The organism is Plantibacter sp. Leaf1, from assembly GCF_001421315.1.
Lineage (GTDB): Bacteria > Actinomycetota > Actinomycetes > Actinomycetales > Microbacteriaceae > Plantibacter.
Genome location: NZ_LMJX01000003.1, coordinates 23,408 through 37,559 on the forward strand (window position 1 = coordinate 23,408; position 14,152 = coordinate 37,559).

At 65.0% G+C, this 14,152-nt stretch carries 11 protein-coding genes and 1 pseudogene; 6 read left to right on the forward strand and 6 right to left on the reverse strand.

Annotated features, from left to right (window positions below):
• Positions 1 to 108 precede the first annotated feature (108 nt).
• Positions 109 to 1,059 carry a LacI family DNA-binding transcriptional regulator gene (locus ASE44_RS14030; protein ID WP_082456094.1) on the reverse strand — a complete coding sequence of 317 codons (951 nt, stop codon included), beginning with the start codon at positions 1,057 to 1,059 and terminating at the stop codon, positions 109 to 111.
• 224 nt (positions 1,060 to 1,283) lie between these two features.
• On the opposite strand from ASE44_RS14030, the gene ASE44_RS14035 reads away from it, so the two are divergent.
• From ASE44_RS14035 to ASE44_RS14040, 3 genes and pseudogenes are all read left to right on the forward strand, one after another.
• Positions 1,284 to 2,498 carry an MFS transporter gene (locus ASE44_RS14035; RefSeq protein WP_056781287.1) on the forward strand — a complete coding sequence of 405 codons (1,215 nt, stop codon included), beginning with the start codon at positions 1,284 to 1,286 and terminating at the stop codon, positions 2,496 to 2,498.
• Between the two features lie 52 nt (positions 2,499 to 2,550).
• Positions 2,551 to 2,940, forward strand: a pseudogene (locus ASE44_RS19000) (sugar-binding domain-containing protein); the annotation flags it as partial.
• A gap of 132 nt (positions 2,941 to 3,072) precedes the next feature.
• Entirely contained in the window at positions 3,073 to 4,974 is a 1,902-nt protein-coding gene (locus tag ASE44_RS14040; RefSeq protein WP_235522673.1) for a glycoside hydrolase family 2 TIM barrel-domain containing protein, read from the forward strand.
• Positions 4,975 to 5,389: 415 nt separating this feature from the next.
• Here the strand turns inward: ASE44_RS14040 and ASE44_RS14045 are convergent, their stop codons facing one another.
• Both ASE44_RS14045 and ASE44_RS14050 read right to left on the reverse strand, forming a co-directional pair.
• The gene (locus ASE44_RS14045) at positions 5,390 to 7,060 is read right to left on the reverse strand and encodes a CTP synthase (protein ID WP_157580002.1); all 1,671 of its coding nucleotides are present in this window, start codon (positions 7,058 to 7,060) and stop codon (positions 5,390 to 5,392) included.
• Positions 7,061 to 7,205: 145 nt separating this feature from the next.
• On the reverse strand, positions 7,206 to 7,589 hold the full coding sequence (locus ASE44_RS14050) for a MerR family transcriptional regulator (protein ID WP_056781292.1): 384 nt from the start codon (positions 7,587 to 7,589) through the stop codon (positions 7,206 to 7,208).
• A gap of 114 nt (positions 7,590 to 7,703) precedes the next feature.
• On the opposite strand from ASE44_RS14050, the gene ASE44_RS14055 reads away from it, so the two are divergent.
• A complete protein-coding gene (locus tag ASE44_RS14055) occupies positions 7,704 to 8,645 on the forward strand; it encodes an aromatic alcohol reductase (protein ID WP_056781295.1) in 942 nt (313 codons plus the stop codon).
• Between the two features lie 479 nt (positions 8,646 to 9,124).
• Here the strand turns inward: ASE44_RS14055 and ASE44_RS14060 are convergent, their stop codons facing one another.
• The 3 genes from ASE44_RS14060 to ASE44_RS14070 all read right to left on the reverse strand — a co-directional run bounded on the left by ASE44_RS14060 (position 9,125) and on the right by ASE44_RS14070 (position 11,709).
• Positions 9,125 to 9,490: a hypothetical protein gene (locus ASE44_RS14060; RefSeq protein WP_056781297.1), complete on the reverse strand. Its 366-nt coding sequence runs from the start codon at positions 9,488 to 9,490 to the stop codon at positions 9,125 to 9,127.
• Between the two features lie 20 nt (positions 9,491 to 9,510).
• Entirely contained in the window at positions 9,511 to 10,026 is a 516-nt protein-coding gene (locus ASE44_RS14065; protein ID WP_056781300.1) for a VOC family protein, read from the reverse strand.
• A 459-nt stretch (positions 10,027 to 10,485) separates the two neighbouring features.
• Positions 10,486 to 11,709 (reverse strand): ROK family transcriptional regulator, encoded by a 1,224-nt coding sequence (locus tag ASE44_RS14070; protein WP_200921120.1) that lies wholly within the window; start codon positions 11,707 to 11,709, stop codon positions 10,486 to 10,488.
• Positions 11,710 to 11,783: 74 nt separating this feature from the next.
• On the opposite strand from ASE44_RS14070, the gene ASE44_RS14075 reads away from it, so the two are divergent.
• Together ASE44_RS14075 and ASE44_RS14080 are read left to right on the forward strand one after the other, a co-directional pair.
• Positions 11,784 to 12,653, forward strand: a complete 870-nt coding sequence (locus ASE44_RS14075; protein ID WP_056781303.1) for a LacI family DNA-binding transcriptional regulator — start codon at positions 11,784 to 11,786, stop codon at positions 12,651 to 12,653.
• Between the two features lie 153 nt (positions 12,654 to 12,806).
• Complete coding sequence (locus ASE44_RS14080; protein ID WP_056781305.1) at positions 12,807 to 14,105, forward strand: ABC transporter substrate-binding protein; 1,299 nt, start codon at positions 12,807 to 12,809, stop codon at positions 14,103 to 14,105.
• Positions 14,106 to 14,152 lie beyond the last annotated feature (47 nt).

Sequence of the window (14,152 nt, forward strand, 5' to 3'; positions counted from 1 at the left end):
GCCGCGGCTAGCAAGACGAGCTTCCGTCGCTGCGCCACCCTGGCCGAGAAAGCGAGATCCGACTCGGCAAGCAACCTGGTGACCGATGGGGCATCTCAGTGCCCGCCGTCAGGCGGAGCCGCCGTGTACGACCTTGAGCACAAGTCGATCCGTGAGGGAGCCGACGGGAACGGAACCGGACAGCTGGCTCACGATGTTGTCGACCATTGCGTGTAAAGCGGTCGTCGTGTCGACCGCGATGGTGGTCAGCCGGGGCTCCATGAGGGCACCGATCCGAGTCGCGTCCACTCCAAGCAGAGCGACATCCTCCGGAACGCGACGTCCGAGTTCTCGTGCTGCGGCGAGGAGCGCGATCGCCACGTCGTCGTTGTAGCAGGCGATGGCCACTCCGGTAGGAAGGTCGCGCAAGACCGACACTGCGTCCACCAGGTCGACAGACAGCCGAATCGATTTCGGCGCTGCAATCGCGTGCTCGCGGCAGGAATCGGCGAGTCCTCGTTCCCGCATGTCGCCGTACACGTCGATGCGGGCGTCGTGCAGGTGCGCGTAGACGAGCGCCTGGTGCCCCTTCGATACCAGATACTCGCCTTGCATTTGACCGATGCGATAGTTCACATCCTCTCCCGCGGCCAGATCGATCAGGGTAACCCCGCTGCCTTCTATGAACTTCCGCTCCGCAGCCGTGGCAGCGACGAAGGGCGCTATCACCGCGCGCGGTCGAACGGTCGTGACGAAGTGCTCGAGCAGTTCCACGGGAGAACTCGCGAAACGCAGAACGAGCGTCAGGCCGACTTGAGCGAGCTCTGCGGTGAGCACGTCGATGACGTCTTGCAGATTGGTGCCGAACGTGGTGTTGGGCACGAGAGCGACCACGACGTCGCTCGTTCCGGTGGCAAGCGTCCGAGCGGCCGCTGACGGGCGGTAGTTCATGGCCGCAGCCATCTCTTCCACTCGTCGGATGGTCTCCGGAGCGAACCGTCCTCGCCCGTTCAGGATCTGACTGACTGCCGGCCGAGATACCCCCGCAGCGCGTGCAACGTCATCGCTCGTGACTGCCATCCCGCGTTCCCCCTTGTGTCTGTCCGACCAGTGTAGTTGACGCGCGTAATCAGATGATGTTAGATGAGGCGATAACGCGCGTAAGCGTTTCCCTCACAGAGCCGTGGAGATCCTCAATGTCGACCAACAGCGTTCAACCCGAAACCGGCCCTCATCAAGCCGCTGTACCCGGTTCAGCAGTTACACCGGATGCCCTTCTCGAGCCATCGACGGGTCCCCAGCACATGAGCCGATGGCTCTGGGTCATCTATCCGCTGGCGATGATCAGTGTCAACGTCGTCTGGGGTGGCGTGCTTCAGGTGATGCTCGGCAGACAGGTCGCCGAGCTGCTCGGAGAGACGACCGGGGCAGCCGGCATGCTGGGCCTCGTGATCAGTGCTGGTGCGATCTCGAGCTTGGTGGCGCAGCCACTGCTCGGACTCCTCTCAGACAAGACGAGCAGCCGTTTCCTTGGCCGGCGCAACATCTGGATCTTGGGATCCGCGGTCGCCGCGGCCCTCGCCCTGCTCGTCACCGCCAGCAGCCCGAGCCCGCTCGTCCTCGCCATCACGTGGGCGATCGCGATGTGGCCTCTGAGCGGTTTGCAGGCGGCCCTGACCGCCGTTCTCCCCGAACGCGTCCCGATCCGGAACCGGGGGACCATGTCCGGATTGGTCGGAGCGTCGTCGATCCTTGGTGCATTCGGAGGGATCACGATCGCCGGCCTGACGACGAACCTCTTCGTAGGGTACGTGGGCATCGCTGCGGTTGTGCTCGTCCTTGGGACGATCTTCGCGTTGACGACGAAGGACTACGTGCCGGTCCGTGCCGCGGTTCACGCCTCCAAGGCCGAGCGTCGGGCGGCGGCTCGCTTCCCCAGTTTCCGGAGTGCCCCGGACTTCTGGTGGACGTTCGCCGGCCGGTTCCTGATCATCTTCGGCTACAACTTCATGTCCGGCATGCAGCTGTACATCCTCGCTGACTACATCGGTGTGGGTACGGTCACGGAAGCCGCCGCCGTCCTCGTCGCTGTGCAGGGAGTGAGCACGCTCGGACTCCTCGTCTTCTCGATCATCGGCGGGTGGCTGTCGGACAGATTCGGACGAATCCGTGTGTTCGTGGGCCTGTCGAGTCTCCTCTTCGCCCCGGGCGCCCTCGTCTACCTCCTGGTGCCCACGCTCACCGGCGCCTTCATCGCCAGCGGCATCTTCGGCATCGCCTTCGGCGTCTACCTCGCCGTCGACCAATCGCTGATCACCCGAGTCCTCCCGAATATGGACAACGCCGCACGGGATCTGGGCGTGATGAACGTCGCCAATGCCGGACCGCAGGTGATCGCCCCCGTTCTGGCCGGCGCCGTTGTCGCGGCGACCGGGCTCTACCAGCCGCTCTTCATCGTGACCATCGTCGCCGTCATCCTCGGTGCCATCAGCGTCCGATTCATCAAGAGCGTTCGGTGACCACCGATCCCGCATCCGACCACCTATCGCACATCGCCAGAAAGGCACACGCATGATCCGCACACCCTTCAACAGAGACTGGACCGTCGGTCACAAGGGTTCGCCCTTCGACGCCTTCAGCGGCGGATCAGCCAAGACGGCCGTCACGCTCCCGCACGACGGCCTCCGAGACCTGCCGCGGTCCGCAGACAGCCCTAGTGGCAGTCACACCGGTTACTACCCGAGCGCGCACCTCGAGTACACCAAGACCATCGATGTGCCGGCGGAATGGCGTGATCAGAGCATCGTCCTCGACATCGAAGGCGCCTACCGTGATGCTGTCGTGTACGTCAACGGCGACTTCGCCGCTCAGCGCCCGAACGGGTACGTCGGGTTCTCCGTTGCGCTGGACCCGTTTCTCCGGTTCGGTGAGGCGAACACCATCAGCGTCGAGGTCCGTACCCACGAAGACAGCCGGTGGTACGCCGGCGCCGGTCTCTATCGCAACGTGTGGCTCGTCACCGCCGAGCCGGTGCACATCCCGCTCGACGGTGTGCGCATCACCACCCCCGTCATCGAGCCCGACCTGGCATCCGTGATCACCACCGTCGAGGTCGCCAACGAGACCCGTCACACGCGCACCGTCCGGGTCGAAACAGAGATCCGCGACGATGCCGATGTGGTGCTCAGCCTGCAGACCGCGCCGATCACCCTGCTCCCCGGGACGACTGGACGAGTGCACCTCCGTCACTACCTCTCCGAGCCAGCACTCTGGAATGTCGACGACCCGCGACTGCACACCGCGCACACTCGGGTGCGAGAGGGCGACACCCTGCTCGATGAGGACGAATCCGTCTTCGGTGTACGATCCGTCACCGTCGATCCGGTGCATGGTCTGCGGATCAACGGGCGCTCGGTGAAGCTTCGGGGTGGCTGCATCCACCACGACAACGGCCCGCTCGGCAGTGCAGCCCACCCGCGCGCGGAGGAGCGTCGCGTGCAACTGCTCAAGGCGGCGGGCTACAACGCCGTCCGTAGTTCCCACAACAACATCAGCCGTGCCTTTCTCGACGCCTGTGACCGCCACGGGCTCCTTGTCTGGGACGAAGTGTCCGACGTATGGACGAAGAGCAAGACCGCTTTCGACTACTCGCTCGACTTCCCGGAGTGGTGGGAACGAGACGTCGAGTCGATGGTCGCCAAGGACTTCAATCACCCAAGCGTCATCATGTACTCGACCGGCAACGAGATCTTCGAGACCGGCAGCGCTATCGGATCTACTTGGGGGCGGGCGCTTGCAGAGAAAGTGCGCTCGCTCGACGACTCGCGACTCATCACCAATGCCATCAACGGGATGGTCGCCACCATGGACGTCTTCGCCGCACAGATGGCCTCGGGCGACACCCCGATGAACATCAACGCGCTCATGGGGTCGATGGAAGACATGATGAACACGCTCGGCTCCACGGCGTTGGTCTCCGATCGAATCGAAGAATCCCAGTCGCAGCTCGACGTCAGTGGCATCAACTACGCCGAAGCCCGCTACGCGATCGACGCCGAGCATCACCCGAACCGCATCCTCGTAGGATCCGAGACCTTCCCGCGCGCGCTCGACCGGATCTGGCCGCTGGTCGAGCAGCACCCGACGGTGATCGGTGACTTCGCCTGGACCGCTTGGGACTACATCGGGGAAGCGAGCATCGGTCGACCGGTCTACGCAGGCGATACCGATGCGCCGGTCGGCACGAGCTCGCCATATCCCTGGATGCTTGCACAGTCCGGGACGATCGACATCCTCGGGAATCGTCGCCCCGTGTCGTTCTGGCAAGAGACGATCTGGGGACTGCGAGACGAACCATACATCGCTGTCCAGCGCCCCGAACATCATGGACGCGAAGTCTTCGTGGGCGGCTGGTCCTGGGATGACGCCATCAGCAGCTGGAGCTGGGCTGTCCCGCCCGGGTCACCGATCAATGTCGACGTCTACAGCGATGCCGACGAAGTCGAACTCCGCCTCAACGGCACAATCATCGGACGCGCTCAGGTCGGAGCCCAGAAGGCGTGCATCGCGAAGTTCGAAACCGAATACCACCCGGGCGAACTCACGGCGATCGCGATCCGAGACGGGAAGGAAATCGGCGTCAGCACCCTGCATACTCGCGGCGACACTATCCAACTCGCTCTCACCGCCGATCGCACCGAGCTGACCGCCGACGGCACCGATCTCGCCTACCTCAGCGTCGAACTCTCCGACAAGGTGGGCACCATCGCGACCGACGTCACCACGGCCGTCTCGGTGGAGATCGAAGGGCCCGGAATCCTCGCCGGCTTCGGGAGCGCTCAACCTGACACCACAGAAGCGTTCGCGGCAGCGACCCGGACCACCTACGACGGACGTGCACTGGCCATCATCCGTCCAACCGGCCCCGGGACGATCACCGTGCGCGCTGCAGCGGCGGGCATTCCGCCGCAGTACGTGAATCTCACGGCCAGGTGAGCACGACGGGTGGTCAGTGCGCCCATGAAGCACTGACCACCCCGGCGCCCGGCTAGCAGCGACCGTCGGTCTTGATGCGGCCTGCGGTGGCCAGCTGTATGGGGTGTCTGGTTGGGATCGAGGGGATCACCGGGCGCTCTTCACCGCGACGCCAGATGCCCTCGAATAGGGTGCTCATTCTGAGCGGCTGTCCCGACTGCGGGCCTGAGCGACGACAGCGAGCTTCTCCGCGGCGAGGTGGGAGATGGGAGCGGCCACTCGAACCTAGGGCGTTCCTCACATGGGCGATGCCGGCTTCGCGGGACGAGCGAGCCACGCAAGGGTTCGGCCATCCGGCTGGTGCGGATCCGAGCGGAGGGAAAGGTGCCGCTCGTGTCGAGCACGACAGTCGGGTGGGTGTCCTTGCAGAGGATCATCACGCTTGGATCTGTTCTGAGTTGATCTCTCGAGTGAAGAGTCTGGATGAGTCACGCCTCGTCATGGCCGCGCCGACCAGTCCTGCGAACAAGGGGTGTGGGTTGGTCGGGCGAGAGCGGAGTTCAGGATGTGCCTGGGTGCCGATGTAGAACGGGTGCACGCCGCGGTCGAGCTCGACGTACTCGACGAGGGTGCCGTCAGGTGATGTGCCGGAGAAGGCCAGTCCGGCCGCCGCGATCTGATCACGGTAGGTGTTGTTGACCTCGTAGCGGTGGCGGTGCCGCTCGGATGCTGTCGCAGCGCCGTACAGGTCGGCGGCTAGAGAGCCCGTCGTGAACGAAGCCGGATAGAGCCCAAGGCACATCGTGCCACCCAGCTCGCCCGTCGCGATGATGTCGACCTGCGCGGCCATGGTCGCTATGACCGGGGTCGATGTCTCCGGGTCGAATTCGGTGCTCGAGGCCTCCGGCAGGGCGGCTTCGTGGCGGGCGTATTCAATGACCATGCACTGCATCCCGAGGCACAGGCCAAGCGTCGGGATGCCCTGTTCGCGAGCGAATTTCAGCGCTCCGACTTTGCCCTCGATGCCGCGCACACCGAACCCGCCGGGCACGCAGATGCCGTCCACGTCGCCGAGCTGCTCCGCGGCGCCCTCCGCTGTGATGCAGTCGTCCGAAGCGATCCACTTCAGATTCACCGTGGTGCGGTGTGCGAAGCCGCCCGCCCGGAGGGCTGCGGTGACGGACAGGTACGCATCTGGCAAGTCGATGTACTTGCCGACCAGGGCGATGGTGACATCCCCCTTCGGCTCGTGCACGGCATCAAGAACCGGCTTCCAAGCCGACCAGTCCATGTCATGCGCGTCGAGCTGCAGTGCGTCGATGATGACCTGGTCGAGGCTCTGGTCATGGAGCAGCGTCGGTAGGTCGTAGATCGACGGCACGTCTATGGCGTTCACCACGGCGTTTTCGTCGACGTCGCACATCAGGGCGATCTTCGTCTTGTTCGACCCGCTGACTGGACGGTCGCTGCGCAGGACGAGCGCGTCAGGTTGGATTCCAAGGGAGCGGAGCTGTGCCACCGAATGCTGTGTTGGCTTGGTCTTCTGCTCACCAGAAGTGCCCATGTACGGCACGAGGGAGATGTGTACGAAGAAGACGTTGTCACGGCCGAGCTCGTGACGCACCTGTCGGGCCGCCTCGATGAACGGCTGGGACTCGATGTCGCCGATCGTGCCGCCGACCTCGGTGATGATGACGTCGGGCTGGGGGGAATCGGAAGCTTGCAACCGCATGCGGCGCTTGATCTCGTCGGTGATGTGCGGGATGACCTGGACGGTGTCCCCGAGGTACTCGCCGCGGCGCTCCTTCGCGATGACCGTCGAGTAGATCTGGCCGGTCGTGACATTCGCGCCCTGGTTGAGGTTGATGCCAAGGAAGCGTTCGTAGTGCCCGATGTCGAGATCCGTCTCGGCTCCATCGTCGGTCACGAAGACCTCACCGTGCTGGAACGGATTCATCGTTCCCGGGTCGACGTTGAGGTACGGGTCGAGCTTCTGCATCGCGACGTTGATACCCCGGGCCGTGAGCAGGTTGCCGAGGCTGGCCGCCGTCAGGCCTTTGCCGAGCGAGGAGACGACCCCGCCCGTGACGAAGATCTGTTTCGTCACGCTGGGAGCTGAGATCGAGGGCGGGGTGCTGGTTCCGTTGCTTTGAGTATTCGCCACGGGATTCCATACTAACTTCACGCCGCGGTTAGTTCAGCGCTCGATCAGTGTCTGCACCGCGCGCCGGGATTCCTCTGGCAGCGACGGTTCAGGGCCGCGCGGGCGACAGCAGATCGGCGTGGTCGGTGTGCTGGAGGTAGTGGATGACCGCGTCACGGCTTTTCTCAAGACACACGATCCTGTCTTCCACGACGCGCAATTCTCGTGCCAGATCCTCCGCCAATGCGCGACTGCACGAGGCAGACTGCTGTCCCGGCTGTGGTGCTTCGATGTCCAAAACGATTTTGATCATGCGTGTGGACAAGCCGGCTTGGACCAGGGCGCGCACATGGCGGGCGTGTTCGACCTGCTCGTCGGAGTACTCGCGGTAGCCGTTCGCCGATCGCGTCGACTGGATCAGTCCTTGTTGTTCGTAGTAGCGCAGCATGCGCGTCGGAGCCCCGACCACAGCAGCCGCTTCACCGATCTTCATCCTTCAGCCATCCCTTCACCGCACCCGGAGTTGACATTGACACTGGTGTCAAACTTTACGCTGGCTGACATGATGGGCGCCCAACCGTTGGGCGACCAAAGGAAGGACACACCTATGTCGGCGACCGCCTCCAGCGCCCCCTCGCGGAACATTCTCGTCATCGGAGCAGGAGAACTCGGCATGCCTGTCCTCCGCAACGTCGTGAGGCGGGCCTCACCAGCGCCGGAAGCGTCCGTCGATGTGCTCCTGCGGTCGAACACGATCGACTCCACCACTCCCGCGAAGCAGCGCAACGTCGCTGAGATCCGCGCTTTGGGAGTCGGCATCGTTCAAGGGGATCTCGTTGGGCAGTCGATCGATGAACTCGCGGCCATCTTCGCGCAATATGACACCGTGATCGGCTGCACCGGGATCACAGCCGGCGTTGAAACTCCGATGAAAGTTGCACAGGCCGCTTTGCAGGCGAAGATTCCGCGGTACTTCCCGTGGCAGTTCGGCGTCGACTTCGATGTGATCGGGCGTGGCAGTCCCCAGGACATTTTCGACTCGCAACTCGACGTGCGAGATCTGCTCAGGGCGCAGCACGACACCGAGTGGGTGATCATCTCCACCGGCATGTTCATGAACTACCTCTTCGAGCCAGGCTCAGGAATGGTCGACCTGCCGAACCATACCGTCAACGCGCTCGGTAGCCCCGACACCGCGGTCACGGTGACCACGCCGGAAGACATCGGTGCACTCACGGCGGAGATTCTGTTCGAGGAGCCCCGGATCCGCAACGAGATCGTCTACGTAGCAGGCGACACGATCACGTATCGCCAGGTCGCTGAAACCCTGGAAGCAGTCCTTGGTCGTCCGTTCGAACTTGCAGTTTGGACAGAGTCGTCGCTTATGAGCGAGCTGGCGAACGACCCAGACAACATGACCCGGAAGTACCGCGCCGTGTTCGCGCAGGGGCGAGGCGTAGCCTGGGACAAGAGCGACACGTTTAACGAGCGCCGGTCGATCCCGACTACAACGCTCCGGGAGTGGGCCCAGCAGAACCTCGTCGCCTGAGTACCGGATTCAAGCGGCGTAGAGCTCGAGAGGAGGGCGCCCATGAGCACCCCACGCGGGGCGCACTGCTTGACACTTTGCGTGCGCGTTCACAAGTAGCTGTCTTGTTGTTTCCAGGTGACGATGGCATATGCCACGCCCGGTTGACCTTCACCGAAGGCGACGTGCGATACAGTGCGCTTGCCGCGGGACTGGTCTTGACCGAAGGAGGCGGGGCGATGTCCGATATGCCACCGCAGATCTGTCGGGACATCGAGCGGCTTTTTTCTTGCCTCGTCCCGACCATAATCCTCTCCCGACTTCGGCGGTCAGGTGTGGTTTTGGGCCCGATTGACAGCAACGCTGACAGCAACGGCTGACAGCAACGCCCACGGATACCGGCGCACGGCCGCGGTCAGGTAAGGCTCGGACCTTGGTTGGAGAGCGCGGATTTCATCGCCTCGGAAACGCCCTTCAGCGTCGGCGGCGCGACGTGCGAGTTAGCGGCGCACGAATATCTGGCGATTCACCACGCGGACGAGGGTTGCGTGGCGTTCACGTCGGATGATCTGAGCGATCTGGTTGAATGCTCGCTTGGCGCGGAGGGCGATCACCAAGGCCGTCACCATCACCGCTATCAACACCAAGACGATCAGGCCGACCACCGTGACGAAGCCAGGGAAGCCGTTGACAAGCGCCGGGCCGAAGATCGCGACCAAAAAACCCAAGGCGGGGACGAGGAGCCACGCGGTGAAGAGCATATACATCGCGATTCGTGCGCGACTGGCGGTGATGACTGCATCGGGCATCGAGGCGTTCAGGGCCTCGGTCGCCTCTCGGCTCAGCTCGGCATGGATTTCGTTCACGTATTTACTGTGCACGATCGTCAGTCGACCAGACCAGCTCGAAAACGATCTCTGTTGGTGCTGCGACCTTCGAAGGGATCGGTCGTGCCCTGGATCAGTTCCAGCGTCGCGCCCTGTTGATCGCGGAGGTAACTCATCAGGAACCCGGTTCGGGGCCCGGTTGTCATCCGGTGGGGCCGCCCGGGAGGAACCCAGCCGTACGCTCCAGCTCGTTGGACGATGCCAGGGAGATCGTCGACGCGCAGAGCGAGATGCATCGACCCCGGCGTCTCAGGTCCAGGCGCGCCAGCGGCACGGCGGTCGGGTGACTGGTACGCGAGCAGCTCGACTTCCAGGTCGCCAGCGGTGAGGAAGACGTGCTGGATGTCTGCATCCGCCACGCCGGTGACGTGATGCGCTGCATCACCGTGTGTGCGCGACCGGCGCTTCAGTTCGAAGCCGAGGACGTCGCAGAAGAACGACGCTGTTCGGTCGAGGTCGGCGACCGTGATGCCGACGTGTTCGAACGCCAGCACGTGGGAATCGCTGTGAGTCATGAGATCTTCCGCTCTGTCCTCGGTTGCGCGGTCCGTGCCTGAGGACTGTATCGCTGAATGGAGGGTTGCTGTCATCGCTCAGCGTCGCTGGCAGTACCTGCTCAGAGCGCTAGCTATCTCATGAGGACGTACCCTGGTGATCAATGTTGATGGACGTTGAGGGCGAACGGTTCTCTGTCGAGGTGCGCCGAGAGCCAGACGGACGTCGCGTCTATGACTTCTCATGGATCAACGGACCAAGCGAACCTGCGTACGGTTTCACCATCGGGTCGACGTCTTCATCCAGTGGGTTCTCGACCGAAGAGCTGGAGGCGAGCGTCGCCGCTTGTGTCCGCCACTTCTTCGCCCCAGGTGGGATAGGGCCGGTCGATTTTCCGGAATTCGTCGCATCCAGAAATCGTCGATGACCTGGAACCTGTCCGCCGAGCCGATCACTCTGGCGACCGCCGCTGCAGCGCCTCAGCGGGTGAGTGCCGGGCCGTGGCCCGGTGCGATCGAGCCCTGCAGGACGAGTGACGCGGCACCGATCGCAGCCGCATCGCGAGGGTTGGCGGAGAGCTCGACGGCGATCGGGTGGGCACGCCTGGCGAAGAAGCGCTGCTCGAGGCGTTCGCGGATCGCGCGGGCGTAGAGCGACCCGGCGACCGCCATGCCGGGGCCGGCGAGGACGAGTCGATCGAGGTCGAGCAGGTTCGCGAGCGTCACCGTGGCCGCGGCGACCCGGTCGGCCGAGAAGCGGATGAGGTCGAGGGCCGCCTCGTGACCGCTGACGGCGGCGCGGGCGAGCTGGTCGAAATCGCGACTGAGTGTGTCCGGTGCGAAGCCGAGGCCCATGTCCGCGAGTCGGTCGCGCACCGCCGCAGCCGCCGCCATCACGGCTGCCGGTGCCGCGTAGCGCTCCAGGCACCCGCGGTTGCCGCAGTGGCAGGGGACACCGTCGACCTCGATGCTGATGTGCCCCAGCTCGCCGGCGTTCGAGCTCGAACCACGATAGAGCGCACCGCCCAGCACCATGCCTGCGCCGATCCCCGTGCCCATGTAGACGCACGCGAAGGACTCCGTGCGCGACACCTGGCGGCTCCAGAATTCACCGACAGCGGCTGCGGCGGCGTCGTTGTCGACGATCACTGGAACGTCGAGGCTCTCCTGCAACGCCTGCTGCAGGGGGAAGTCATCCCAGCGGACGAGCGTGGGCGGACCGAGGAGGACACCGCCGAGTTGGGCGATCGGACCGGGGGCGACGACGGCGACGCCCGCGATCGACGGTGCCGCGAGCCCGACGCCGGCGACGAAGTCGCGGTAGAGCGTGACCAGTCGGTCGGTCACCTGCTCCGGCGTGGCCGAGCCCGCCCCGTCGACGAGCTGTCGGCCGACGACGCCGCCACGCACGTCGGTTGCGACGAGCGTGATCGACTCGAACCCGAGCTGGATCCCGACGCCGTACTTGGCGCTCGCGTTGATCTCGAGGAGGGTCCGCGGCTTGCCACCTCTGGGCGCAGCCCGACCGGTCTCCCGGACGAGCCCGTCCTCGATGAGGCGGCGGACGATGTTCGAGATCGACGGCTGGGTCAGGCCCGTCGCCTCGGTGAGCTCGGTACGGCTGATCGTGCCGGCCGAGCGGATCAGGTCGACGATGAGCGCCTGGCTGCCGGGACCCGACTGCACGGACTCACGTCTGGCCATCTTCCCCTCCCGGCGATGTTCGAGCGCGTAGTGTGAGGGCCACACGACCACTTCTCACGAAAGGCCGCGTCCCGATGGGTCTCGACGCCGAACAGACTATCGCGCAGCCCAGGCCGATCGGCCTCACGCTGTTCCGTGCCTCGGAGATCTACGGGGAGGAGCCGTTCTATCACGAGCTCATCGCCGGCATCGATCGTGTGGTCCGCCCGCACGGCCTGTCGGTGCTCCTCCGAGTCCTGCCGACTCGGGAGGAGGAACTGCTGCAGCTGGGGCGCTGGCACCAGGACGGAGCGGTGAGCGCCGTCATCCTCGTGGACCTCATCGACGACGACGAGCGGGTCGCCTTCGTCGAGCGGTCCGGAATCCCGGCGATCGTGATCGGTGCACCGGCGACGGCGCAGGGCCTCCCGGCGGTCTGGACCAACGACGCGGTCACGATGCACGAGGCCGTGGGCCACCTCGTCTCGCTCGGGCACCGGCGGCTCGCGCACGTCACCGGCCCGAGGGAGCTCACGCACACGCTGTCCCGGATGGAGGCGTTCACGCTCGCCTCCGACCTGCCCGACGTGGACACCGTCTCGATCGGCGGCGACTACTCCCGGACCTCAGGCGTCCAGGCCATGCAGGCGTTGCTCGCACGCGACCCCAGGCCGACCGCGGTCGTGTTCGACAGCGATGTGATGGCGCTCGGCGGGCTGCAGGCGGTGCAGGAGGCCGGGTTGCGGGTGCCTGACGACCTCTCGATCGTGGCCTGGGACGACTCGGCGCAGTGCCAGCTGTCCGACCCGCCGATGTCCGCGCTGAGCCATGACGTGCAGCGCATCGGCGAGATGGCGGGCGAGGAGCTGCTCGAGCTGCTGGCGGGCCGCCCCGGCGCCACCCGGGAGGCGCCGCACGCCGTGGTCATCGAGCGCTCGACCTCAGGCTCCGTGCCCGGCGCCTGACGCGTCGGCGCGCCACGCACCGAGATGTGCTGTGACCGATTTGTTATATAAATTAATAATGTTTAGTCTTGACCAGGTCAAGGCGGCAGACGATGCTGGACAGCGAGCGACGAGGCGACCCGGCCCTTCGCCCCCACGAACGAAGGAGTTCCCATGTCCCGGAGACCGATCATCGGCCTCGCCGCAACGGCTGCGGCCGCGGCACTCGTCCTCAGCGGTTGCTCCGGCGGAGCCGCCAACGACGACGGCGACCCGAGCGGCGAGATCACCGTCCTCACGAACCGCACCGACCTCGTCGACACCACCTTCAAGGACTACGCGGCCGAGTTCGAGAAGCAGTACCCCGGCACCACCGTCAAGTTCGAGGCCCTGACCGACTACGAGGGCGACGCCAAGATCCGCCTCAACTCGAAGGACTACGGCGACGTGCTCCTCATCCCGTCCTCGAACGTCACCAAGGATCAGTACGCGAACTTCTTCGAGCCACTCGGCAGCACCGAGGAGCAGTCCAAGACCTACCGGTTCGCGAACGAGGCCTCCTTCGACGGGACGGCCTACGGCGTCTCGACCTTCGGTTCCGCCATGGGCTACGTCTTCAACCGCGACGTCTGGACGAAGGCCGGGATCACTGAGCCGCCGGCCACCGAGGAGGAGTACCTCGCCGCACTCGAGAAGATCAAGGCGAACGGTTCGATCCCGTACTACACGAACTACAAGGACGGCTGGCCGCTCGCGACGCTCGAGGGCAACCTCGGTGCGGTGCAGGGCCCGGAGGTCCGTACCGAGATGATCGCCACCGACAGCCCATGGACCGAGGGCAACGACCAGTACAACATCGACGGTCTCCTCTTCGACACCGTTGCCGCCGGCCTGAGCGAGCCTGACCCCACCACCACCAACTGGGAGGAGTCGAAGAACCTCCTCGCCTCGGGTGAGATCAGCTCGATGGTGCTCGGCTCCTGGGCCGTCTCGCAGATGCAGGACGCGGCGGAGAAGGCCGGCGAGTCCCGCGACGTGATCGGCTTCTGGCCGATGCCGTGGAAGACCGACGAGGGCTTCACCTCCGTCACCGCCTCCGACAAGTTCCTGGCGGTGAGCAAGTACTCGAAGAACAAGGCGACCGCGAAGGCCTGGATCGACTGGTTCACGAACGAGTCCGGATTCGCCGCGAGCCAGGGAGCCATCAGCCCCGTCATCAGCGACCCGGCGCCGGACACGCTGGCCGACTTCTCTGACCTCGGCGTCACCTACCTGGAGCTCGCTCCGGACCCCGTGGGCAAGGAAGCCGTGATCAACGACATCGCGAACGCCGCTGAGATCGACCTCTTCGGCAACACCTACCGCCAGAAGCTCATCGACGTCGCCCGTGGCGCAGCCGACGGCGACAAGGAGAGCGCATTCGCCGACCTCAACGAGCGCTGGGCAGCGGCCCGCGCCGACGTCGCCGAGTAGCACCCCTCCGATCGGCACCCGGGCCCGTCCCCACGGCGAGCCCGGGT

Coding starts and splice junctions, on each gene's coding strand:
- ASE44_RS14030 (WP_082456094.1), bottom strand. CDS start 1,059: ATGGCAGTCACGAGCGATGACGTTGCACGCGCTGCGGGGGTATCTCGG.
- ASE44_RS14075 (WP_056781303.1), top strand. CDS start 11,784: ATGGGTCTCGACGCCGAACAGACTATCGCGCAGCCCAGGCCGATCGGC.
- ASE44_RS14050 (WP_056781292.1), bottom strand. CDS start 7,589: ATGAAGATCGGTGAAGCGGCTGCTGTGGTCGGGGCTCCGACGCGCATG.
- ASE44_RS14055 (WP_056781295.1), top strand. CDS start 7,704: ATGTCGGCGACCGCCTCCAGCGCCCCCTCGCGGAACATTCTCGTCATC.
- ASE44_RS14035 (WP_056781287.1), top strand. CDS start 1,284: ATGAGCCGATGGCTCTGGGTCATCTATCCGCTGGCGATGATCAGTGTC.
- ASE44_RS14080 (WP_056781305.1), top strand. CDS start 12,807: ATGTCCCGGAGACCGATCATCGGCCTCGCCGCAACGGCTGCGGCCGCG.
- ASE44_RS14070 (WP_200921120.1), bottom strand. CDS start 11,709: ATGGCCAGACGTGAGTCCGTGCAGTCGGGTCCCGGCAGCCAGGCGCTC.
- ASE44_RS14065 (WP_056781300.1), bottom strand. CDS start 10,026: ATGACTCACAGCGATTCCCACGTGCTGGCGTTCGAACACGTCGGCATC.